General features: G+C 60.8%; 14 protein-coding genes. 6 read left to right on the plus strand and 8 right to left on the minus strand.

Annotation, left to right across the window (positions count from 1 at the left end; translation table 11 throughout):
* Nucleotides 1–2: 2 nt before the first annotated feature.
* From ACXX9E_RS08590 to cbiE, 8 genes are all read right to left on the minus strand, one after another.
* Nucleotides 3–455 (minus strand): DUF2946 domain-containing protein, encoded by a 453-nt coding sequence (locus ACXX9E_RS08590; protein ID WP_458555286.1) that lies wholly within the window; start codon nt 453–455, stop codon nt 3–5.
* A gap of 21 nt (nt 456–476) precedes the next feature.
* Nucleotides 477–953 (minus strand): copper chaperone PCu(A)C, encoded by a 477-nt coding sequence (locus tag ACXX9E_RS08595; RefSeq protein WP_123471016.1) that lies wholly within the window; start codon nt 951–953, stop codon nt 477–479.
* A gap of 48 nt (nt 954–1,001) precedes the next feature.
* On the minus strand, nt 1,002–1,400 hold the full coding sequence (locus ACXX9E_RS08600) for a DUF2946 domain-containing protein (RefSeq protein ID WP_123471018.1): 399 nt from the start codon (nt 1,398–1,400) through the stop codon (nt 1,002–1,004).
* 98 nt (nt 1,401–1,498) lie between these two features.
* The gene (locus ACXX9E_RS08605; protein ID WP_003221244.1) at nt 1,499–1,789 is read right to left on the minus strand and encodes an addiction module antidote protein; all 291 of its coding nucleotides are present in this window, start codon (nt 1,787–1,789) and stop codon (nt 1,499–1,501) included.
* A gap of 3 nt (nt 1,790–1,792) precedes the next feature.
* On the minus strand, nt 1,793–2,095 hold the full coding sequence (locus ACXX9E_RS08610; protein ID WP_267797317.1) for a type II toxin-antitoxin system RelE/ParE family toxin: 303 nt from the start codon (nt 2,093–2,095) through the stop codon (nt 1,793–1,795).
* Between the two features lie 159 nt (nt 2,096–2,254).
* Nucleotides 2,255–2,983 (minus strand): cobalt-precorrin-6A reductase, encoded by a 729-nt coding sequence (locus tag ACXX9E_RS08615; RefSeq protein ID WP_458555287.1) that lies wholly within the window; start codon nt 2,981–2,983, stop codon nt 2,255–2,257.
* Nucleotides 2,980–4,077 (minus strand): cobalt-precorrin-5B (C(1))-methyltransferase, encoded by a 1,098-nt coding sequence (locus ACXX9E_RS08620; protein ID WP_222833756.1) that lies wholly within the window; start codon nt 4,075–4,077, stop codon nt 2,980–2,982. The genes ACXX9E_RS08615 and ACXX9E_RS08620 overlap by 4 nt, the downstream gene beginning before the upstream one ends.
* Complete coding sequence (gene cbiE / locus ACXX9E_RS08625) at nt 4,070–5,281, minus strand: precorrin-6y C5,15-methyltransferase (decarboxylating) subunit CbiE (protein WP_340134276.1); 1,212 nt, start codon at nt 5,279–5,281, stop codon at nt 4,070–4,072. The genes ACXX9E_RS08620 and cbiE overlap by 8 nt, the downstream gene beginning before the upstream one ends.
* A 132-nt stretch (nt 5,282–5,413) precedes the next feature.
* Here cbiE and cobG point away from each other — a divergent pair, with 132 nt between their 5' ends.
* The 6 genes from cobG (at nt 5,414) to ACXX9E_RS08655 (ending at nt 24,584) form a co-directional block, all read left to right on the plus strand.
* Nucleotides 5,414–6,712, plus strand: a complete 1,299-nt coding sequence (gene cobG, locus ACXX9E_RS08630; RefSeq protein WP_458555288.1) for a precorrin-3B synthase — start codon at nt 5,414–5,416, stop codon at nt 6,710–6,712.
* Nucleotides 6,705–7,331 (plus strand): precorrin-8X methylmutase, encoded by a 627-nt coding sequence (locus ACXX9E_RS08635; RefSeq protein ID WP_458555289.1) that lies wholly within the window; start codon nt 6,705–6,707, stop codon nt 7,329–7,331. Before cobG ends, ACXX9E_RS08635 begins: the two co-directional genes overlap by 8 nt.
* A complete protein-coding gene (locus ACXX9E_RS08640) occupies nt 7,328–8,062 on the plus strand; it encodes a precorrin-2 C(20)-methyltransferase (protein WP_371921307.1) in 735 nt (244 codons plus the stop codon). The genes ACXX9E_RS08635 and ACXX9E_RS08640 overlap by 4 nt, the downstream gene beginning before the upstream one ends.
* Complete coding sequence (gene cobJ / locus ACXX9E_RS08645) at nt 8,062–9,762, plus strand: precorrin-3B C(17)-methyltransferase (protein WP_458555290.1); 1,701 nt, start codon at nt 8,062–8,064, stop codon at nt 9,760–9,762. Before ACXX9E_RS08640 ends, cobJ begins: the two co-directional genes overlap by 1 nt.
* Before the next feature lie 304 nt (nt 9,763–10,066).
* Nucleotides 10,067–17,251 (plus strand): TcdA/TcdB pore-forming domain-containing protein, encoded by a 7,185-nt coding sequence (locus ACXX9E_RS08650; protein ID WP_458555291.1) that lies wholly within the window; start codon nt 10,067–10,069, stop codon nt 17,249–17,251.
* Nucleotides 17,252–17,516: 265 nt separating this feature from the next.
* The gene (locus tag ACXX9E_RS08655; protein WP_458555292.1) at nt 17,517–24,584 is read left to right on the plus strand and encodes a TcdA/TcdB pore-forming domain-containing protein; all 7,068 of its coding nucleotides are present in this window, start codon (nt 17,517–17,519) and stop codon (nt 24,582–24,584) included.
* The last annotated feature ends 2 nt before the right edge of the window (nt 24,585–24,586 follow it).

Below are 24,586 nucleotides of genomic sequence, written 5' to 3' on the forward strand. Positions count from 1 at the left end.
GTTTACGCGGCGACGGGCGGGGCGCGGGTGCGGGCGCCAGGGAAGAAGGTTCGCCGGGCATGACCCAGGCGCGGGGAGGGCGGGGTGAACGTGTTGACGTGGGCGATGCTGAACGTGGTGAAACTGCCACCACCGGTCAGCGCCGGGCAATTGAACAGCAGGCTGCAATAACCGCATTTTTCCCACAGAACGTGGTGCGAGGATTGCGGCGGGCAATGTTCGGCGCCGGGCTGCGCGTCTTGACCAGCGTGATCCATGCCGGGCATGTCCATGCTCATCGACATGTCCATGCTCATCGGCATGGACGTCGAGGCGTGTTGATCCATCGGCATCGACTGAGAAATCAGCGGGCCGATGAAGATCATCATCATGGCGAACAGGGCGATCCAGCTACCGCGGGTCAGAGTCTGGCTCTGGCGATGCCTGCTGGACGCCCCGGCGCTTTGCGGGCGCACGGGCGTGGTCAGCCGGATCGGTTACTGGGCGTGATCGTGCGTCTTGGTTTCCGCTGGCTTCTTCTGCACGGCAACCTCGACGGTCACGTTACCGGCCTTCTCGAAATGCAGGGTCAGCGGGAAGCGTTTGCCGTCGCTGAGCAGGCTGCGGTCTTTGGGGTTGAGCAGCATCACGTGATAGGCCATCGGCGCGAACGTCACCTTGCCGCCGGCAGGGATCACCACGTTGGGCACCTGCTGCATTTTCATCAGATCGCCCTGCATCACATGTTCATGCAACTGCGCTTGGTCAGTGATCGGCGAATCGACGCTGAGCAGGCGGTCGTCGGTCTTGCCGGGATTGCTGATCACAAAGTAAGCGGCAACGGTTGGCGCATTGGGCGGCAGTTCCTGCGACCACGGGTGAGCGATTTCCAGCTCGCCAGCCTTGTATTCGTGGGCATGGGCGAAGCACGCAGGCAGCAACAGCGCAGCGATGACGAAGAGTTTGTTCAACATGGCAGTTCTCCAGAACGATTTGATACGCAGGTCAATTGCGAGAACAAATCAAACCAGAGGCGAGGCGCGGGGGTTGAGGCTCGGCCATTGCTGGCGCGGTGTCGGTGTTTGCAACGAGGGTGGCGCCACGCTGCGATTGCTTTCGTAGCGGGCGAAATACAACTGCGGTGTATGACCCGGCAACGCCACCAATGGCGCCGAGCCCGAGCAGCACCAGCAATGCTGCATGTTCGAATGAGTGTCGTTGTTCGGGGCCTTCTGATCGGTAGCACCGATGTCGATCGCCACCATCTTCGTCCCGCTGCCGGTGCAGAAACTGCTCCACAGCAATTGTTCGGCCGGTGAACTGGCCGCCTGCGCCATCGCCCCCGTCATCGGCATGGCGAGCATGTTGAACAGCACTGCGAAGCAGGCGATCCAGGCAAATGCGAGCCGGTGTCGGTTCATGGGACAGATCCGTTGGGTGGGCGATCAGGCGCGGGCTATTTAGCCTGATCAGGGCCGATAAGTAAAAAGGCGTCGTGCGGTTTGGTGTCGCAGATCAATCAAACCGCGACGGCGTGCAATCTCAAACCCAAAGCCTTCATGACCTTCATGATAGTTGCGAATTCGGGGTTACCAGTGCTGCTCAGCGCTTTATAGAGACTTTCACGACCCAGGCCGGCATCACGTGCCACCTGTGTCATGCCCTGAGCTCGGGCTATGTCATTCAGTGCTGCACGGATGAGTACGCCATCGCCTTCATCATCATCAAAGCAAGCGTCCAGATACGCCGCCATATCCTCGGGAGTTTTGAGGTATTCGGCGGCGTCGAAACGGGTGAATTTTTCGGTCATGACTTACTCCTCATTACCGATGCTATGTGCCATTTGTACGGCGCGCTTGATATCACGCCGTTGTGTCGATTTATCGCCCCCGATCAAAAGCAGATAAATCACGTCGTCTCGACGAGTGAAGGACATCCTGTAACCAGGACCGTAGTGAACACGCATTTCGTAAACGGTGTCACCGACAAAACCGTAATCGCCAAAGTTGCCATGTTCGGCTGCTCGAAGTCTGGAGATGATTCGGCCTTTGCCGATGATGTCTTTCAACGAGTCGAGCCATTCGGAAAATACACGGGATCGTTCAAGTTCGATCATGTCAGGGTCGTATTCCTTGGGATACAGTCTGGCAAGCCGCTTTTCTGCGGTTGTCTGCCTGTATGGATTAAAGGAACCGAAGTATTGGGCGAGGGGATAGCGAAGACCAGTCGGCTGCTTCCTCAAAACAAGCCGGTTAATTCGCAGATAAATTTGAAATCAGGAAAAGTCTGACGTGAGCAGTGCATTAAGGACTTCAGACGTCGTCAGAAACTCCCGATCAACCCCCGGCAACACCGGCCGCTTCAACACCAGCACCGGCACTCCCAACTCCCGCGCCACTTCCAGCTTCGGCTCGGTCGCGGTGCTGCCGCTGTTCTTGCTGATCAGCACATCAATTTGCCGGCGCTCGAACAGCGCACGCTCGTCTTCCAGCAGAAACGGCCCACGGGCGCCGATGACTTCGCAGCGTTCGTTGCCGGGGTAGACGTCGAGGGCGCGCAGGGTCCAGAACTGCTCGCTGGGGATTTCGTCGAGGTGTTGCAGTGGCTCGCGGCCGAGGGTGAACAACGGGCGGCGGAACGGTTTGAGGGCTTCGGTCAGTTCGGCCCAGTCGCTGACCTCGCGCCAGTCGTCACCCGCTTGCGGCTGCCACGCGGGACGGCGCAGGGCCCAGCAGGGGATGCCGGCCCGGCGCGCGGCGAGGGCGGCGTTATGGCTGATTTGCGCGGCGTAGGGGTGAGTGGCATCGAATAGCAGGTCGATGCCTTCCGCGCGAATGAACTGCGCCAGCCCTTCGGCGCCGCCGTAGCCGCCGACACGCACCTGGCAGGCCAAGTCGGTCGGCACCCGGCCCACGCCGGCCAGGCTGTAAATGTGTTCTGGCCCCAGCGTGCGGGCGATGGCCAGCGCTTCGGTGACACCGCCGAGCAACAGCATCCGCTTCATGCAAAACCTCCGGCGTGGCCGACAATGCCGCCCTGACGATCAATCGCAAACACCTCGACCTGCACCTGCGTCGGTACCACGCTGCGGGCGAAATTCAGCGCATGGCGGCAGACCTCATCACCGAGCGCAATCCCCGCCGCACTGGCCATCGCCAAGGCTTGCTGACTGGTATTGGCCTCACGAATGCCTTGCTGCAACGCCTCATCGGCGCCAATCGCCGCCGCCCATTCCGCCAGTTGCGGCAGGTCGATACTGGAATGCCGCGAGTGCAGATCCATGTGCCCCGCTGCCAGTTTGCTGATCTTGCCGAAGCCACCGCACAGGCTGAGTTTATCCACAGGCACTTTGCGCAGATGCTTGAGCACCGCGCCGACGAAGTCGCCCATTTCGATCAGGGCGATTTCCGGCAGGTCGTAGACCCGGCGCATGGTGTCTTCGCTGGCGTTGCCGGTGCAGGCGGCGATGTGCAGATAGCCGTTAGTCCGGGCGACGTCGATGCCCTGGTGGATCGAGGCGATGTACGCCGCGCAGGAGAACGGCCGGACGATGCCGCTGGTACCCAGAATCGACAGGCCACCGAGAATGCCCAGGCGCGGATTCATGGTTTTCAGCGCCAGCGCTTCGCCGCCCTCGACGTTGACCGTGACCTCGAAACCGCCGGCATAACCGGTTTCTTCAGCGAGCAGGGTCAGGTGATCGCTGATCATCTTGCGCGGCACCGGGTTGATGGCCGGTTCGCCCACGGCCAGCACCAGCCCTGGCCGGGTCACCGTGCCGACCCCCAGGCCGGCATTGAAGCGAATGCCCGGTTCCGCCATCAGCCGCACTTGCGTATAGAGCAACGCACCGTGGGTCACGTCGGGATCGTCGCCGGCATCCTTGATCGTCCCGGCCTCGGCGCCGTCGGCGGTCAATCGGCAGAACTCCAGACGCATCTGCACCTGTTTGCCTTTGGGCAAGACGATTTGCACGGCATCCGCCGCGACGCCGCCCAGCAGCAGGCGTGCCGCCGCGAGACTGGTGGCGGTGGCGCAGCTGCCGGTGGTCAGCCCGCTGCGCAGGGGGGCGGGTTGTTCGCCGGTCTCGTCACGCATCGCGGGGTTTGACCAGGTCGAGCAGCGTGATCGGCAGCGCTTGGCGCCAGGTGTCGAACTCGCCAAGCGGTTGCGCCTGGGCCACGTGAATGCGCGTCAGCTCGCCGCCGTGGCGTTCCCGCCAGTGCATCAGGGTGATTTCGCTTTGCAGGGTCACCGCGTTGGCGACCAGTCGCCCGCCGGGTTTGAGCTGCTCCCAGCAAGTCTCGAACACGCCTTCGCGGGTCACACCACCGCCGATGAAGACGGCGTCCGGACGCTCCAGCCCGGCGAGGGCATGCGGTGCCTTGCCGCGAATCAGTTGCAGGCCGGGCACGCCCAGTGCATCGCGGTTGTGTTCGATCAGTGTCTGCCGGCCCTCATCCGCCTCGATGGCGATGGCGCGGCAACTCGGGTGCGCGCGCATCCATTCGATGCCGATCGAGCCGCACCCGCCGCCCACGTCCCACAGCAGTTCACCGGGGATTGGCGCGAGGCGGGCGAGGGTGATGGCCCGGACATCGCGTTTGGTCAGTTGACCGTCGTGCTGAAACGCCGAGTCCGGCAGCCCGGCCAGCCGAGACAGGTGCGGGGCGTGTGCGTCGGCGCGGCATTCGATGGCTATCACGTTCAGATCGGCAATCGGCGGGTTGGCCCAGTCATGGGCGTTGCCCGCGATGCGCCGCTCGGCGTCGCCGCCCAGATGTTCCAGCACCCACATCCGGCTCGCGCCGAAACCGCGCTCGCGCAATAGCTGCGCGACCGCCGCCGGGCTCTGCCCGTCGTTGCTCAGCAACAACAGCCGCACGCCACTGGACAACGGCGCATTCAGCGCCGCCAGCGGCCGGGCCACCAGCGACAGCGTCACCACGTCCTGCAATGGCCAGCCAAGTCGCGCGGCGGCCAGTGCGCAGGAGGACGGCGCCGGCAGAATCAGCATCTCGTCGCTCGGCAGTTGCCGCGCGAGGCTGGCGCCGACGCCATAAAACATCGGGTCACCGCTGGCCAGCACGCAGATCGCCTCCCCACGCCGCTCCAGCACCGGGGCGAGGGCGAACGGGCTCGGCCACAACTGCCGCTCGGCGCGGATGCACACCGGGAGCAAATCCAGCTGCCGCTGGCCGCCGACGATCCGCGAGGCGCCCATCAGGGCACGCCGGGCATTTTTGCCCAGGCCCTTGAAGCCGTCTTCACCGATTCCCACAACCGTCAGCCAGGGTGACATCTATATTCCTCTAAACACGCCGTTCCGACGGGCAGACTTTTCATGCCGCCGGACAAAGCAGGCATAATACCGCGCCTTCGCCCGCGAAGCGCCTTTCCCACGCAGCCGGTCAGCCCCTTGAACGAACGCCCGATGTCCACCGCCTTACGCCCCTCGGCCTGCCCGGGGTTGTTGCGCATTGTCCAGGCGCTGGACGGCGGCATCTGCCGGATCAAGCTCAATGGCGGTGCGATCAGCGCTGAGCAGGCCGATGCAGTGGCCGATGCTGGCGCACAGTTCGCCGGCGGGGTGATCGAGGCGACCAATCGCGCCAATCTGCAGATTCGCGGGATCGGTCAGCAGAGCGCGGCACTGATCGACACCCTGCTGGCTGCGGATCTCGGGCCACGCACTGCTGCCGGCGACGATGTGCGCAACCTGATGCTCAGCCCAGCCGCCGGCATCGACCGGCAGATGCGCCTCGACACCCGTGCACTGGCCGGACAGATTCTCGACACGCTGCAAAGCCATCCACGTTTCCATGCGTTGAGCGCCAAGTTCGCCGTGCAACTGGACGGCGGCGAAGCGCTGGCGATGCTCGAACATCCCCATGACCTGTGGTTGTCGGCGTTCGAACGCGACGGTGAAACGTTGCTGGCGTTCGGTCTGGCCGGATGTCCGACGGATCGCGCGATCGCTGCCGTGTCGCTGGAAAACGGCCATGCCTTGGTGGTGGCGGTGCTGGAGTTGTTCCTTGAGCTGGCCCGACCCGAGCAGACGCGTATGCGCCATTTGCTCGACGAACTGCCGCTGCTGGCGTTTCTCGAACAACTGAGATCACGCCTGCCGATCACCGCCATCCGCCATTGGCAGCGCCCCCTGTCAGCGGACAATCTGCACATTGGCGTTCATCCGCAAAACACCGCGGGTCTGGTTTACATCGGTGCCGTTCCGCCGCTGGGGCGCCTTGATCCAGCGATGCTGCGCGGTGTCGCACACCTGGCCCGCCAGTTCGGCGATGGCAGCCTGCGCTTCACCCCTTGGCAAAGTCTGCTGCTACCGAATGTGCAGGCAACCGACGCGGCTGCCGTCCTGGCGGCGTTTGAGCAACTGAACCTGCTGACCCGATCCCGCGAGCCGCTGGCACACCTGATTGCCTGCACCGGCTCCAACGGCTGCGGCAAAGGACTGGCCGACACCAAGCAGGATGCCCGGCGGCTGGCGAGGTTGTTGCCGCAAGCACTGGATGTGCACCTCACCGGCTGTCCGCGCTCCTGCGCCGCCGCGCACCGTGCACCGGCCACCTTGCTGGCGGTCAGCCCCGGTCATTACGACCTCTATTTTCGCGATGCAACGCTGCCGGGTTTCGGCACGCTGCACGCACGCAACCTTACTATTGAAGCGGCCGCGACCCTGCTCGACGCCCGCTCCCGGAGCCCCCTTGATGCTTGATTACATCCGCGACGGTCAGGAGATCTATCGCAACTCCTTCGCGATCATTCGCCGCGAGGCCAATCTGGCGCGCATCCCGGCCGATCTGGAAAAACTCGCGGTGCGGGTGATCCACGCCTGCGGCATGGTCGAGGCCGTCGACGGTCTGCAATTTTCCGAAGGTGCCGGCAAGGCCGGGCGTGATGCGCTGGCCGCCGGTGCGCCGATCCTCTGTGATGCGCGGATGGTCTCCGAAGGCGTGACCCGCGCGCGCCTGCCGGCCAACAACGAAGTGATCTGCACCTTGCGCGACGACAGCGTGCCGGAGCTGGCCCGTGAGCTGGGCAACACCCGTTCCGCTGCGGCGCTGGAACTGTGGCGTCCGCACCTGGAAGGCAGTGTGGTGGTGATCGGCAATGCGCCGACCGCACTGTTCTATCTGCTGGAAATGCTCGACGCCGGCGCACCAAAACCGGCGCTGATCCTCGGCTTCCCGGTGGGCTTCGTCGGCGCCGCCGAATCGAAAGCCGCACTGGCCGCCGACAGCCGTGGCGTACCGTTCGTGGTCATGCAGGGCCGCCTCGGTGGCAGCGCCATGGCGGCCGCCGCCGTCAATGCCCTCGCCACGGAGATCGAATGATGCAGGCCAAAGGACGTTTGATTGGCCTGGGCGTCGGCCCCGGTGATCCGGAGCTGATTACCGTCAAGGCCCTGCGCCTGCTGCGCGAATCGCCGGTGGTGGCGTACTTCGTGGCCAAAGGCAAAAAAGGCAACGCATTCGGCATCATCGAAGCTCACCTGCAAGCGGCGCAGAATCTGCTGCCGCTGGTGTACCCGGTGACCACCGAAGCGCTGCCGGCGCCATTGTCCTACGAACAAGTGATCAGCGATTTTTACGATGAAGCTGCCGAAACCGTCGCGGCGCATCTGGATGCCGGCCGTGACGTGGCGGTGATCTGTGAGGGCGATCCGTTCTTCTACGGCTCCTACATGTACCTGCATGACCGGCTGGCCACGCGTTACGAAGCGCAGGTGGTGCCGGGTGTGTGCTCGATGCTCGGCGGCGCCTCGGTGCTGGGTGCGCCGCTGGTGTATCGCAATCAAAGCCTGTCGGTGCTTTCCGGCGTGTTGCCTCACGAAGAATTGAAGCGACGTCTGGCCGATGCCGACGCGGCAGTGATCATGAAGCTGGGGCGCAACTTCCCCAAAGTACGTCAGGTGCTCGAAGAGCTGGGCCTGGCCGAGCGCGCGCTGTACGTCGAACGCGCAACCATGGCCAACCAGAAGATCGTGCCGATGGATCAGGTCGAGCCGATGTCCTCGCCGTACTTCTCGCTGATCATTGTGCCGGGCGAACGGTGGCAAGGCTGATGACTCAATCCACCCCCGCTATTGTCATTCTCGGTCAGGCCAGCCTGGCCACCGCCCGGCGCATCCAGCAGGTGTATCCGGCAGCGCAGATCCATGGCCTGGCTGGCCGTGTCGAGGGCGCCGACCTGGTGTATCAGGCGTTCGGCGAGACCCTGCGCGAGTTGTATCAACAGGACACGCCGATCATTGCCTTGTGCGCCGCCGGGATTGTCATCCGCACACTGGCGCCGCTGCTGCTGGAAAAGGGCGCCGAACCTGCCGTGCTTGCGGTGGCCGAAGACGGCAGCGCCGTCGTGCCGCTGCTTGGCGGATTGGGCGGGGTGAACGTCATGGCGCGTGACATTGCTGCCGGATTACAGGTGACGGCGGCCATTACCACCAGTGGCGAATTGCGGTTTGGCACCTGCCTGCTCAATCCACCCAGTGGCTACGCGTTGGCTGATCTGGAGGCGGGCAAGCGTTTCGTCTCCGATTTGCTCGCCGGGCACAGCGTGCGCATCGAAGGTGCGGCGCCGTGGCTGGATCAGGCGCAGTTGCCGCAAGACCCGCAGGCGCAGCGTGCCATTCATGTTGGCAGCGGCGTACGCGCGGCGAGGGCGGATGAGTTGTTGATCTATCCGCGCAGTGTCGCGGTGGCGGTCAGCGCCGCCGTTGACGATGTGGCAAATGCTGTACGCGCCAGCTTGCAGCAGGTGAAAGTTGCGCTGCAATCGCTGGCCTGTCTGGTCGCAGCCGATAGCGAAATCGCTTCTGCGAACCTGCGTGAAGCGGCGCTCGAACTGGGTGTGCCGCTGCGCTTTGTAGCGGCGCAACCGGACATCGAAGCCCTTGTGCGCGCCGCCGTGCCCGGGACTGCCGTGGTTACCGCCAACGGCTTGGCCATCGCGGTTGCCGAGCAGCCGTTGCAGGTGTCGAGCATCGGTCGCCCGCGCGGGCGTCTGGCGGTGATCGGCCTCGGCCCCGGCGCTGCCGAACTGATGGTGCCGGCGGTCAAGGCTGAATTGGCCCGCGCCACCGACGTACTCGGTTATGAAACCTACGTGCGCATGGCCGGCCCGTTTCGCGACGATCAGGTGCAACACTGCACCGACAACCGCGAAGAGATGCAACGTGCCCGCCACGCCTTCCGCCTGGCCGCTGCCGGCCGTTCGGTGATCGTCGTGTCGTCCGGCGATCCGGGGGTGTTCGCCATGGCGGCGGCGGTGCTCGAAGCGCTGCATGAATCGAACGATCCGGCCTGGCACAGCGTCGATCTGGAAATCCTGCCGGGTGTTTCAGCGTCTCTCGCAACCGCCGCGCAGGCCGGCGCGCCGCTGGGTCATGACTTTTGCGTGATGTCGCTGTCGGACAACCTCAAACCGTGGTCGATCATCGAGAAGCGTCTGGATCTGGCCGCAGAAGCGGACCTGGCACTGGCCTTCTATAATCCGATCTCGCGTGCCCGCCCGTGGCAGCTGGGACGCGCACTGGAGATCGTCGCCCGCCATCGCGTGCCGCAAACCCCGGTGGTGCTGGGGCGCGATATCGGGCGTCCGGGGCAGACGTTGCGCACAACGACCCTGGGCGAATTGACGCCGGACCAAGTGGACATGCGCACCATGGTGCTGATCGGTTCATCGACCACTTGCACGTTCGCGCGCGCCGATGGAAAGACATGGGTTTACACGCCTCGTTGGTATGGTGAAAAGCCTGTTGGTTGATAATAGTGGCGGTAAACGCCGAGCCAAGTTGTAAGTAACTTCCCTTGGCGTGACATGCAGTTAATCTTTTGAGTTGAATAATTAGTTTGAATGAGAAAGCCGCCAATCATATTGATTGGCGGCTTTTTGCGTGCGGCGGCAGGCTAAATGGAAAGTTAAATATATTGCCGGGTCATTCGCGCGGGCGGGATAAGTGTTATTCGTTGTTTCGCTGGATATTGTTTGAGCTTATTGAGGTTTGAATGTGCCGTTTTTGCAGAATAGATTTCCTTCCGGTAATTCTATTTAGTCAAGGAAGGTAATAATGGAAACTAACGATAAGTTGCGCGAGTTCATTTCCGCTGAAGATTACTCGCAAATGCAACAAACACTTGGTGAGTTTACCGGTAGCGCTGAACACACGGCGTTGTCAGAGCATTACAACAGGGCTATGCAAACAACCGATCACAACGAAAGACTGCTGTCGGTGAAGCTCTTCAAGGAATTGCTGGAGTTACTGATCAAGCGTAAGACAACGCCCGTGTTAGGGGACGTCAAACAGATCAGATCGCAACTGAACAAGTCCATCGCGCGCATGGCGGACACGCTGACCCTGCTCAAGGATGAAGGCCGGCCCGTGCCGAAAATCATGCACTTTGTCTGGGTCGGTGGCAGTGAAGTCGGCGTCAACCAGCGTGATTACATGAACATCTGGCGCCAGATCCTCGAACCACAGGGTTACCGGTTCAACCTCTGGTACGACAGCGATGCGTTGCTGGCCTTTGAAATGAACCGGGTGATTCTCGACGCTGCCAGAGTGGATGCGATGGAGGCGGGAGGCGACACGCTGAGCAAACCCGCTGTGTTGTCACAAATGATCGAAGATCGCGCGCGGGTGCTGAAACAGCAGATGTTCGCGTTCCTGGAACAACCCCAGTGGCGCGGTAACGCCGACCAGGCGCGCATTGACTTGATGGTGCGCGCCTACGGCAAGGATCGGGCGACATTGGAAAACTTTCGCCAGCAATGCCTGGAAACGCATCGGGCAATGGTCGCAACGGACTTGCAGTTACGTGACGTTCGCCAAGAGTTTGCCGGGCACTTTTTACACGATGTCTACCAGCGTGAAATTGCCATGCGTGGCAACTTCGCGGCAGCGAGCGATGTCGTGCGGTTACAGGCCGAGTATCTGGAGGGTGGTCGCTACAGCGACATGGACTACTTGCCGCCGCTGGCCGAGAAGTTGGGCGCTGTCGATATCAGTGACTTTAACGGCAACCAGCGACTCGGGGTTCTGAAACTGCTACTGGATCACAACGAGGCTTTGATGCCGGGGCGCGATCCACTGCGTTACCTGGAGATAACCGGTGAAATTCCCACTGCGGCCGACGCGGCGCTGACGGCGTTCGCGCACAGTAAGCCGGGTGTCCATGAGATTTTCGTTGCACCGAAGGAGCACGCGGCACCGCAAGATGCCATGCGCTTGGGAACGGCTCATGGAAGTGCGGTCACCGGGGAAATGAATGCGCACTTCATCGCCCATCCAGGCAGTGCCATGGTCATGGCCTACATGCAGATGATCCGCCTGAATTATGACTGCTTGCAGGAAGTCGAGCGTCGATCAATCGTCGCCGGTATCGACTTCGCCGATGAGGGGCGTTTGCTGGACGTCATTCAAAACGTCGTGAATGAAATGCAGGCGCTGGGCAAGTTGCCTGATTCCAAGATTCATTTTTCAGCGTCCAAATTGATTGACGCCATCCGGACCTATTATCAGGACGGGATACGCGTCGATGCGCGAGGCACCATCACCCTTACCGGACCGGGGGCGGCTGCCGCAGGGCTTACCCGGTATATCGAACAGCATCTGCAACCCGATCAGATCAATGAGATCCGTAGTCGCCTGAAACTGGTCGAGGGCTATAACGTTTCCACTGAAGAGGAACGGATCTCCGGCTGGACGGTGAATGGCGATGAACATGAATGGCTCAGGAACGAGCAGGAGAAATGGCGCACGGGCAAACTCAAGTCACGTTACGTGGGTCAGTTGGCCGGGTTGCTCAGGCAGCATACGCTGACCTTCAAACAAGGCTGGCCGATCATTGAAGGCAAACCGGTGCTGTTGACCTCGGTACTGCAGCAACTGATTGATGACCTCGGTGAACCGTTCACTCGCGCAATGAGAGACAAGTTGAGTGGTGACATTAACTTCCCGATAGCGTTTTCCATCGACTTCGACAGTCGTGAGCAAATACGCACACAACCGGCAGGTGAGATTCCCGTTTCTCTGGGGGCTGAACCCACCAGCAACCTCAACGAACTGTTTTCGCACGTGGCCCACGGCTCTCTGTTGGCTGAGCAGTTGAGTCCTTTGCAGCGCGTCATGCTCGGTGGCCTGTTTGGCGCGACGAGCCTGGATTCCAGCGGGTTCGCCGGCGCCTGGCAGAACGTCATGAGCATTGCCCGGGATACCTCCGATGAAGGCTTGTTCGCCCGTTATAACGCGATTGAAAAGGTATTGGTCGAGCGCCAGTCGCCGGCCTTCGAGGCCGCACTGGCGCGGGGCGTGGCGAACGGCACGCACACGTCACGCGTGCTCAAGGCGCTGGCGATGAATGACGCGCTGACACTGAAGCAATGGGGCGAACGCATCGGACACATCCATCGTACCGCGCAGCGTGAATACACCACCCGGATCCTCAAGCGCAGCGCACGGGTGCGCGAAGGGTTTTTCCAGGCCGGGGCGCTTTCCAGCAGGCAGGTGCCACAGGATCTGTTGATGCTCGGCACGGGTGACCCGGGGCGACGCTGCTATCCGCTGGCGCTGTTGATGGGCGCAGCCATGGCGGCCGGTGAGCCGGCCGAACGTGCACTGGTCGCGCGCGTCGGTCATGCTGCGCAACATCCGCAGGACGTTGAGTCGCAGGCGTTGTTGAACGCATTGGGTGAGCTTCAGGACGTGTCCGGCAAGGCCTTTGGAAAGTCTCGAGGCTTACAGCGCCTCGACAGCGTGATGCAGACGCTGGCGGCGAAAACCGCGCCGACCGTCCTGCTGCTCGACACCGGTAATCATGCGCTGCTGGTCGCCAAAGTGCAGGTGGGCGAGCAAACGTTCTATCGTTTTTATGACCCTAACTTTGCGCTCTATACCTTTGCCGGACACGCCGATTTAAAACGCGGCGTGGAGCATTACCTGAATGACAGCCAGCACGCATTGGCCACGCTTTACGGTTTGGGTGATGTCGACGCAGCGCACTTCAACGTTATCGAGCTGGACACCGCCGCGATCGCCGAACGGCAGCTTTCATCCAGCCTGCGTGTGGACAGTTTTTTACAGACAAAGGACCCGGCTTCTCAAACGTCGTCAGTCTGGGCCAAACAAGCGCTCGGCCGTGCCCGTTCCCTGAACGAAAATGCCCGAATGGGAGCCAGCCTGGCGCAAATGGACGCTCGTTACTGGGCGCAGGAACTCGATGAAGCCACCCGGCGTATCCGCGATGAACACAAACTGAGCGGTGACTATCTGCCATTGCTGGAGACGGTGCGGGCGACCCCGGAGGCTGGTTTTTCGGTGACGATGGTGGACGTCAAAAAACCGCAAAACAGCCGCACGGTCAGTACCAGCGATGCGCGTCTGAGCCGGGTCAAACAGCACCTGCAACGTCTGGTGAAGACCTTTGCAGGCAGCGCGAGCGCTCCGGCCGAAGCCGACGGTGGCAGCCGGTTGAGTTTCGCTTTTGTGATTCAGACGTTAATCAACGAAATGCGCCTGCGCGAATATCAGGCGGCAGGTGGCGAGATACCGGCGTTGTCGATTGCGCTGCAAGTGCAGGTTTATGTCAGCTATGCGCAGTTGGGTTTTGGCGTGCTGACCGATACCGCGCAGATCATCAATCTGGTGCGTCAGGTCGCGGCCAGTGAGCAGGCGCTGGCCGTGCGCCAGTCGTCGCTGTCCGGACGGTTGCTGGGCCGCACCGCCACGGCGGCCGGTGTCGGTTTTTCCATCGTCAATATCGGCTTCGATGTTTATGGGCTGACGGTGGCCGAGAATCATGAGCAGCGCTCGCGGTTGTCCGCGCAACTGACGTTCGATATCGCCGCGCTGGGGCTGGACGTGGTCGCGCTGACTGTGGGCGGAACGGCCGGCGCCGCGGCGGCGATTCTGTCTGTGCCGCTGCTCGGGGTCGGGATCGGTGTATCGGCCATTGCCAGCAACCTGGGACAGATCAGCGACAAGGCGACCGCCGTCGGTAACCATTTGCGCGCCATCTACAATGCTTACCAGCACGGCGCCTACACACTCGAACACGGGGTCTTGCAGTTCCCGCCCGAGGCGGTCATCACGCGCCTCGACCTGAAAGCCGATGAAGCGCGATTCGACAGCCAGAAGTTTTACCCCTGGAAGGGCGGTGCGCTCGAGTTGCCGCAGTACAACGATGACCCGAAACAGCTGCACCGGGCCGTCGACATTCGCCAGGCACTGGAGCTGCCTGAGGTGATCAGGCTGGGCAATGCCGGTGGTCGTCATACCGTGGTGTTGCCGTGCACACCGATCTGTTACTTCGGTTACGAATACCAGTTGGGAGGTTCGGGCTATGACTATGTGCCATTGCCTGGAGAGCGGGTGACGCCACGTCTCGCGAGTGAGATACGCGGGCCGAACTGGTGGGCATTGACGTCGCTGCCGAAGGTGCTGGGAGAAGTGTTGACTAACAGTTCGAACAACGGCATCCATACCCGATATCCGCAGTTGCGCAACGCAGTGGCAGACAAGCTTGAATATGACAGGCAAGGCAACCGTCAGGTGTATCTGCACAGCACGCCATCGTTCAAGCACATCCTCTACAAGCTGCACCCCATCTTTAAAACAACGAAAATCAGCGTGCGACTCGACGATCAGGTTCGTCAGTTGGTGGTTCCAGAGCTGCCTAAGGAGTGGCACGCAAAAATCTCCTACGAAATCGTTGCTGTCGCCGGTCAATACCAGCTGCAACTCACCCCCGGATTGGTCGCCGTGAGGTTTCAAGGCAGTGCCAAATGGGTGGTCCGTGCGCCGTGGGTCAATATCGAACGCGTTGTGTTCAACGCTTCGCCACCGCAGGCGGGCGAGCGTTTATCGGCAGGCCACGATGCTCGCACACTGAGTGTCGACGGTATGCTGGTTATAGGTTTCGACGGCTTGATCGAACTGGCTGACGGCGAGCTGTTCCAGGTCGACTGGCAGGCGCGCCGTTTGCGCCTGGTTTCGGTCACGCTGCAGGACGGGCAAAACACCCTGCAAAAGGTTCTGGTTCATCTGCGCAAACGGGCTGGCGAGAGGCGTCTGGCGCAGGGCTATGTGACCCTGAACGGATTCGAAGTGCCCTACAATCCAGCCCGCTCGCCGGTGCTCACTACGGCTTATTACGACACGCGGCAGGAGCGCTTGCTGTTTGCCCGCAATCTGCCTGTCGAGGTCAATCGCGGCCTGGTGTTGGGCGCGGCGACCGCCACTCATGCGTGGTTCTATCACCCTGATCACGGGACGATATGGCAGGTCGATGCGCTGACCGGCACCGTCGTGCGTCGCTATCGTCTGCTCAGCCTTGACCTGGGCACCAGGATTACGAGTTTCACCCAACAGGCGGACGGCAGTATGCATATCGCGCAGCAGTTGCGTGAGCAGGCATCCGCGAGCAAGGTCGAGACCACACTGACGTTCCAGATCAGCGGACTGAAGGTGACGTTGCTGGATATCAAAATGTGGTCGCCCGGCCTTGAGGGCTCCAGCCTCAAGCCCGAAGACGGAAGCAGAATCTCTTTTCTGCGGCACCGTCTGAAAAAGGCTCGCCCTTTCGCGGACGGAACGCCAGGCATGGCATCGGCGATCAGCATTTGGTCATACACTCCCTTTGTTCACGCGCACGCTTACTCTTTTGACGTGTTGCTGGAGCGCGCCTGGATTGCCACCGGCCATGAGCGATACTTTCGCGCGCAACACGGCAGTGCGCCTGACATGGTCATGCTCATGCCCAAGGTAACGGATCCGGAAGCCGCGCTGATTTTTTACAGTAAAGACACTCAGACGCTCAGTCATGGCATCGAACTCAGAACCGATTACTTCTTCAATCAGGTCATTGCGAAGGACATCGTCGAGGTCACCCGGGCAGGGGATCGTTATATTGCCACCCGCGCCGATGGCCGGCTTTTCGAGATCGACTTGAGCGCCAAAGCCAATAACTGGCAGTCCGAAATCGACGAGCACGTGTTGAAGTTCTTCGGTTTGGGGCAGCACTGGCTGCAACGCAATCCTGATTGGCTGAGCGCCCTACCGGCGTTGGCCAAGGCCTATAAATCGGAACCGTTTCCGATCCTAGGCCTGACCGGTGCATCCGGCGATGCGTTGCTGGCGGTGTGGTGCATGGGGGAGAAGGTTGTGCTGGCCCGTGGCAGCGAGCGCAAGGAGTTCGCCTTGCTGGGGCGGACTCCGGATGAGCAGGCCGTTTGGCTGCTGGACGTTGCCGCAGGGCAAATCCTGCGCCAGCCGCTGATGCCGCTCGATGCACTGCGCAAGGTGTTTGGTGACGGTCAGCGGCTGCTGCATCCCGACTCATTGCCAAACGCGGAAAAAGTCTGGCCGCAATGGACATTCAGCCAGGTGTCGGCCGATGGCGAAGGTTTGGTGGGCCGCACTCGCGAAGGGGTGAATCTGCAACTGCGCGATCATCAGCCCGCGCGCATCGTCGGTGTCGAGAATGCCTGGTCGTACGTGTATAGCGAATCACCCGAGGCATTGCGGGCTCGCTTGAGAGCGCTGGTGCACGAGCAGCCCCACGCCGCGTTTTTGCCCTTGGGCAGTGTTCCGGATCGCTACAAGTATTACGTGCCGGCACTGGATCGCGTTTTCGAGATTGCGGGGCGAGCCGATGGGCAGTCCCCGCAGTTTCTGGGAACCCTCAACGAGACGGTGCCGATGCTTTTCGATCCGGTGGACGGGTTGATCTTCAGTCGCGGATCCGCGGAGGATCTCTGGCTGCCAGGCAGTTACGCCCATCGTGAAGGTGACGTGTTGTCGCTTGAAGTGAACGACGAAGTAACGGATTGGCTGCCAATGTTGCCTGATGGGGTCGACAAGTTGATTCTGACTTTCGGCGCGCAGGCCGCCCGTTATCGGCTCTCGGAACCCGTCTGGCAGCGCCTCGATTGTATTGTGGTCAATCCACGGCGTAGCTCCGGGCTCGAGATGCCGCGAGCAGACTTATTGACTCTGGATTTACCTGAAGCCGGACATCTGCTGATGTCCCGGGTCGCCGGGCATCTGGTACTCAGTGACCCGGACAATGCCCACAGCTTGATAGTGCGGGGCGTCGATCCGCAGGATGGCGAGTCGCCAATGCCCATGGCCCTGGCCGTCACCATTGAAGGCAAACAGTGCACGTTGAGCATTGAACAGTGGCTGCAGGCTTACTCACGGGCACAGGGCGATGAAGCCATTGTTACGCTGGGCGCGGTGATCAAAGAAATAATCTGATTTATAAATCAAAATTTAAATGGCAGGGCCGCCAACAGATTATTGGCGGCTCTTTTGTTTTTAAAGTTATCGGTTGTCAGGCAATAGTTATTGTTTGTTGGGGTTGTTGGTTGTGCGTAACAGACGGTCTATAAATGTCCATGTGTCTGCTGACATGGGCGCTTGCAATTGGCGACGCACGATAATATTTGAATGTAATCCGGTTTGAGCCTGAAGTTGATGGTAGTTAGCGTGTTGGCTCAATTATCTCGTTGAGACCCGGTTTATGAAGAGTAATAAAACATCCGAGGATAAAGAGTTTGATTTTGCCAGTCTGTTTGATCTGGTCGATCTTAAAAAGGCTCTTGAACTGCAAGCCGACAACCAACTGAGTGATGCCGTACTGCGTTTTTACAGCGCTTGTGTCGACCCCCAAAACTCCGCACGAATACTTGAACCGCTGGCCCTGCTGCGTCAGACCCTGGCCCTGCTGCTGGCGCCGGGGCGAGTAAAGCGCGGTACGGAACAGCCTGTCACGAATGACCGGCTAACGAATATCTACCATCAGGTCGAACACTTCGAGTCCCGTGTTCAGTCGAGTGCTGCGCTGCTCAAAACCGCGCCGACGCCTGTTGCGAAAACGCTGCACTTTGTCTGGCTCGGTGGTGGTGTCGGTGACATACAGCGCGATTACCTCTACGTCTGGCGCCAGGTGCTTGCCGGGCAAGGTTATGCACTCAATCTCTGGTATGACAGTGATGCACTGCTGGCCCACCAGACCAACAAGCTGATTGTCGAGGCGGCCAAGGCCGATGCGCTCGCACAGGTTGGTGAAAAAGTCATTGATGAAAGTGCGTTGGCCACTCTCTACGAAGAGCGCGCGATCGTCTTGAAGCAGCAAATGTATGCCCACATCAATGCTGCCGTTGAAGGCGGCGAGTCGGCTGATGAGGCACGCATCGCGTTGTTGGTCGAGGCCTACGGTCAGGACCGTGCCACGTTGCAACTGCTCAGGGAGCGCAATCGTGACAGCGTGCAGGCACTCGCGGGAGCCGACCTGCAGTTGCGCGATCTTGATGTCGGCGAAGAACCGCTGCAATTGCAAGACATCTACGAACGCGAGACCCGTTTGCGCGGCAATCTGGCGGCGGCGTCCGATGTGGTGCGTGCCGAGGTCCTGTACCGCGAAGGTGGCAGTTACGCCGATGTGGATAACCTGCCACCGCTGCGAAAGCATCTCGCCGGTGTTGACATGGGCAGCCTTCAACCGCCGGCCCGCGCCGGCGTCTTGCAACTGATGCTCGATCACAATCCGCACTGGATGCCCGGACGTCAGGCGCTGCGTCAGCGCTATACGCATTATCTGGAACAGATCCCTCTCGAGCACCGTTCGACAATCGAAACCTTCGCCAAAAGCCATCCCGCCATGGGCGAGGTGTTTCAGCCTCCGGCAGATCGGCTGATCCGACCTTTTGCGCTGAGGGCTGTTGCTGAAGGGGGGTCGATGAGCAATGCATTTTTGATGGCTCACCCCGGTGCAGCGATGTTGCAATCGCTGATCAAGCGATTGCGCTTGAGCTATGACTTGATTGATGCCACGGCCCGTTTAGCGGTGCAGCGAAGAGTTGCGTTGAGTGACAGCGAGCGTATGTCAGAGCTGGCAAATGAGGCGTTAGAGAAATTCTATGGCCCTCTGGGCGAACTGCCCGCAGAGCAGGAAATTTTTGCAGCGTATCTGGCCCGTGCAGCAGCCTGTCACTTCAGTGACGGCATTCGCCTGCAAAGCGAACTGACCATCTACCTGACCGGACCCGGCGCCATGCGCGACAGCATGGGCGATTACGAAAGAACTCACTTTACCCCTGTGGATGCGCAGGTGTTTCGCGCGGATACGCCGATCTCTGCCCTTGGGACAATCAATCGCGATACCGAAGAGGAGCAGGACCACTCCTGGAAAGACAACGAAACCGATCCTGAGCAATGGCTCAAGACAGAGCGCCAGCGCTGGAGTAGCGGTGAATATAAAACCCGTTATGCGGGTGATATCGGGCAGTTGCTCAAGGGCTCGACCCTGGTGTTTGAACAGGGATGGCCAAAAATCGAAGGCCGCACCGTATTGCTGACGGACGTCTTGCAGCACCTGGTCGATACCCTTGGCGAGCCGTTTATCAGTGCGATGCGCCTTGGTCATGATGGCCCTGTCAACTTTGAGCATCCATTGCCGTTGAGTTACGCCGAACGCCAACTGATCAGGCAACAGCCAGCCAGTGCGCTGCCTCCGCCGTTTCTCAGTGTCGCCAATACGCAAGCGCTGGGGCTGGATGAAGTGCTGGTCGGGATGGGCCGTGGTGAGCTCAGTCTTGACGAGATTACCCCGTTGCAACGACTGGCCCTCGGCGCACTGATTGGAGCCGATTCGCTGCACGGTCAGGCGTTCCTGGCGCTCACGGGGGAGCTGGACAACCTCGCCAACCAGGTTCGTGATCTGGGGGTTTCCAATCGTTACGCGGTCATCGAGCGACATCTGTATCAGCGACAGGATCGGGCGTTCCTGAACGGTCTGGCGGCTGACCTGTTGCCAACCAGCGCCGTGGGGGCACTGGCGCTGAAGAAAAGCGCCTTGAAGGATGCGCACACCCAGCGCCAGTGGGGGCGGCAGGTCGGGCAGATCCAACACGTCGCCACACTTGAACATCGCATGCAGATCAACGAGCAAACCGATCGCCTGCTCGGTTCGTTCGACTTCGGCAGTTTCGCAGCGGTGCCTCAGGATTTCTTGCTCGGTGGTCGCGGCGAGGCCATTGGCGGGCGGTGTTACCCATTGGCGTTGCTGATGAGCGCGGCCCTTACCGAGGGCAGCCCAGCCCTCCGGCAATTACGCGAACGCTTTTTTCTGGCGGTGATCGAGCCAGGGAAGAACGATTCGATCGCTTTCAAGCACGCGGTGGAGGAACTGCGCGGTATCGCACTGAGTGACGTCGGTACGCCGCTGGGCCATGCCGACCTCACGCAAATCAGCGCCGCTCTGGAGAGTCGCAGCGGCCCCCGGATGTTGATGCTCAACTCGGACAACCATTCGATGCTCGCGGCTAAAACCGTGGCGGGAGGGGTGACCACTTATCACTTCTATGATCCCAACTTTGGCCTGTTCGGGTTCAGCGACGCCATCCAGTTCCAGCAAGCGCTCGAGCATTTTTTCGTGCGTCAGAAGATGGCCGGTTATTACGCAGCTTACGGTGACGAAACGCGGCCACAGTTCAATCTGGCAGAGCTGCACGCCGAGCGGATCTCATCCTGGCCATTGTCCGGCGCGATAACGGCGGGCACATTGTTGAGTAATGAACCGTTGCCGGAACAACCGGAAGGCAGCCTTCGCCAGCGTCTTAATAGCGCGCACGGCCGATCGCTGATCGAAAACGCCCACCTGGGCGCGAGCCTGCTCGGACTGGACAGCCATTGGTGGGGCCAGGAGATCGCCGCCGCCACAGCGGCCTTGCAAAAACTGCACGCCGGGGCGACGCCTTTGGTGCCGTTGTTCGAAACGCTGCAAGTGACGCCTGAAGGCTCATACCGACTGAGTCTCATCAATCCGTCAAATCCTGCGCAGGTGGTCGAGGTGCTCAGTGAGGATCACCGTCTGTTGCGCATCAAAACCTGGTTGTCCGGGCAGTTCTCAACCTTGGCGCGCAAACCGCAGCGGACCGCTCATGGGGTGGATCCCACCGAAGCCGGCAGTGTGCATACCCTCAACGCCGGCTTCACTCTTCAGGCCTTGATGAACACATTGCGCGGACGGGAAGGGGAGGCGCGCACACTGACCACGGCTGTGCGTCTGCATGGCTACGTCAACTATGCACAGTTGGTGCATGGCAACGTGGTGGATGTCGTGGGGCTGATTCGCCTGGTGCGCACGGCGCTGAATGAGCAAAAGGTCATTGCCCGCACCGTTGGGCCGGTGGTCAGCGAAGCGCTGGGTCACGCTGCCAATGAAGGTGTCGGCGCCGTGCTGGGGCTGGCCAACGTTGGTTTTGATGTCTACCAGTTGGCGACCGCCGAAGATGAGGTCGAGAAGGCACAGTTCGGCACCCAACTGGCCTTTGACTCAGCCAGCCTGGCCTTGACGGCGGGGGGGATCGGAGCGGCACTGGCCGGCGCCTCAACCGCTGCGGCGGTGCTCGGGGGCGCGGGGGTCATCCTCGGCGGTCTGGCGGTCGGGTTCGCTGCGCTCGCCCAGGGCTTTACCGGCATTGCACGTGATGCGGAGGCCGTCGGTAACTTCTTCGCGGACATGGAACATGCGTATCGCGGGATCGGCTATCACTTCGACGCTCGCCTGGGCGCCTGGACTGTGCCGCCTGCGCTGCTGGTCAAAAGCATTGATCTGGCCAATGGCAAACTGCGCCTCGACAGTCCCAAACTCTACCCTTTGCGTGATCACATCGGCGTGACGGACTACGACCTCGACTACGACCGGGCGATTGATATCCGTCAGCAGTTAAAACTGCCGGGCGAGATCGTGTTTACCCCTCCAGCCAAACAGACCATCGTCTTGCCATGTACGCCGCAGACTTGCTATGGCTATGAATACAAGGCCCTGCCATTTGGCAACCTGCGCGACGACCGCGGTTTCGATACGGCGCGACGTCTGGAAAAAAAGAACAAGAACGGCAATTGGCTGTTTCGTTTTTCGTTTTATTCCTTTCCTTGCGAATACATCCTGCATCGGTTGTATGCCGACTATCGCCAGACTGTCATCGAGGTGCAGCTGGATGCCGTCGAACGGGTCCTGGTGGCGCCGTCGCTGCCAAGTATCTGGGAGGGCAAGGTGTCCTACCGTATTTGCGGAGCCGACGCTTCATGCACATTGGCGCTGAGCCGCGGTTATGACATCGAATTGCAAGCGCCGAGCGGCACCCGATGCAGCTGGGTGCTGGAGGCCGGATGGGCGCGTGTGACGGATATCCGCGTCGAACTCGGCGAGCTGTACATCGGCAATGTGCACCTGAAGCTGTCCGGCCGTGGTCGACATACGCTGCGCTTGCGTATAGCCGATCAGCAATTGTTCCAGGTTGATCAGGTCAGGCGTCAGCTGGCGATCATCGAACAGAGTGCGCCTGCCGGGCTGGATGAGCAGGCGTTGCTGACGCACTACAAGATGTTGGCCAACGAGCATCGTTTGCTGCTGCCCTACACGCCGATTCATCAGTGGCCAATCCCGTTCGAGTCACCGCAACAACCCCGGTACGTCACCGGGTGGTATGACGCGCACGAAGAGCGCTTTCTCTATATTCGCAACGAAGGCGCCGGGGAAACCGATGAGGCGCAGCTGGCGCTGGTGGTCAACGGTTATGCGTACTTTTACGTGGCGGACAGCTACGACATCTGGCAGGTCGATACGCTCAGCGGACTGATCAAACATCGCTTCCGTGTATTGCTGGAGGGGGACAGTCTGCTCGACAAATTCCAGGTCGATGCCCACGGCGTGATTCATTTTGTGCAAACGGTCAGCGCTGCCCATGCCCCGCGTGAATTCGGTTACCTGATCCACGACGGACAGTTATTGCTCGGTTCGGTGACTTACGGTCAGCATCGCGAGTTGCAAGCCACCGTGTTTGCCAGCGATACGCTGGTCGATTGGCCCTCGGTGCTGGGCAATTACCTGATCGCCCGTTCCCATCCCGAAAAAGATGGTGTGACTACGGTGGAGTGGCAACCGGCGGCCTATGTTTCCGTGTGTTGGGCATTCGATCCGGGCAAGCGCGATATGGTCTGGATCCGCAGCGCCGATCGACTGCTGATTCATCCCCAGCCGCTGCCTCGTCATGCCCGCGGCTGGAAAGACTCGATAAAGCACCTCGGCGACTTGATGCTGATGCCGATGACGGACGCCGCCGATGTGTTCTTCATCTACAACCGCATAGACCAGACGCTTTGCCGGCAGGAGCGAACCGTGAGGCAGGGCCAGGCGCAATGGTCGAAACGCTGGATCGAGCCGGCAGGACTGACGCAGGTGGTGGCTGTTGACGGGGGGTATCTGCTACTCGATGACGAGGGGCGTTTCTTCAATCTGACCGCGCAAGGCGATGTGCTGCTGGCTGGCCTCGATGAGCGATGGCTGCAGGATCGAGCGCAATGGTGGCTGGCGCTGGAATCAATCGCCAAACGTTATGCGGCGAACGGTTTTGCGATTGTCGGTTTACGCAACGTCGCCGGTGACGGCAACCTGTCGGCCTGGTTTGTGAACAACCGCTTGCTGCTGTGCGATATGGGGCGCGACAAGGAAGTACGTTTGCTCGGCGTCACACCCGATAACCAGGCGTGCTGGGTGTTTGACCTCTCGAGCGGAGCGATCTGGAGCCAGCCACTCATGGAGCCGCAGAATCTTGAGCGGGCTTTTGGCGCAGGTGCGCAGTTGTTGCACGCCGACGCTCTGCCTGCACCTGTGCCGGAATGGGCTGACTGGCGATTTGCCGAGGTGCGCGTCGACGGCTCGGGGTTAGCGGGCACTACGGTGGAAGGCGTATTGCTGAACCTTCGCTATCAGGAGTCTGAAGTCATCAGTGGGGTCAATCGACATTGGGTCACTGCGCAGGGCGGTCCGCTGCTCGAACGCCTGCAAACCTTGTTGAACGACGTCGATCACGAAGAGTTCGTTTTCGTCGAGTCTGGTCCGGACAGTCTGCAATGGTATGACGTGCAGGGTGCCAGGCTGGTGCGCGTTGTCGGCAAAGCGCTGCCTTTGGATGTTGTTCTGCTCGGTACACAGCATCAGCCATCCCGCGAGGGGGCAACCACGGTATTGCTCCACGAGCCTGCCGCGGGCACGGTGCAGACCTATCCGGGCATGCACGGCCTTGGGCGATTCAACTACTTCCAGCGCAACGCTCAGGTGGTGACCATTGAGGCGCAGGACCGTGTGGATGATCTGTTGCCGCTGATTCCCGATGACGTCTCTTTGATGGTTCTGCGACTGGGGCAGGGGCATGTGACCTGCAGGCTATCGCGGGCCGCCTGGCGCAGGCTTGATTCGCTGATCATTGATTGCCGGCACGCGTCGGGTGAAGTGCCAGCGGTGCCTGGCAAGTTGATCTGGGAGTTCGATGCGCCGGAAAAACTGCTCTTCGAAATCGTCCGGGAACATCTGCTGATCATTGATCCGGACAGTGAGCATTGCCTGATCTTGCGTGATGTCTGTTCTGCTGACGAGGCGTTGCGCGGCGAGGTTTTCCTCGCGTTCAATCACCAGCATTCCCATGCGGTATCGACGTGGGTACAACGTTTGCAGGCTGGTGAAGGGCGTTCGAAGAGCATGACGCTGCAGGATCTGACGGCGGTACCGGCGATCGCCGCGTAAGG

The organism is Pseudomonas sp. GNP014, assembly GCF_054344005.1.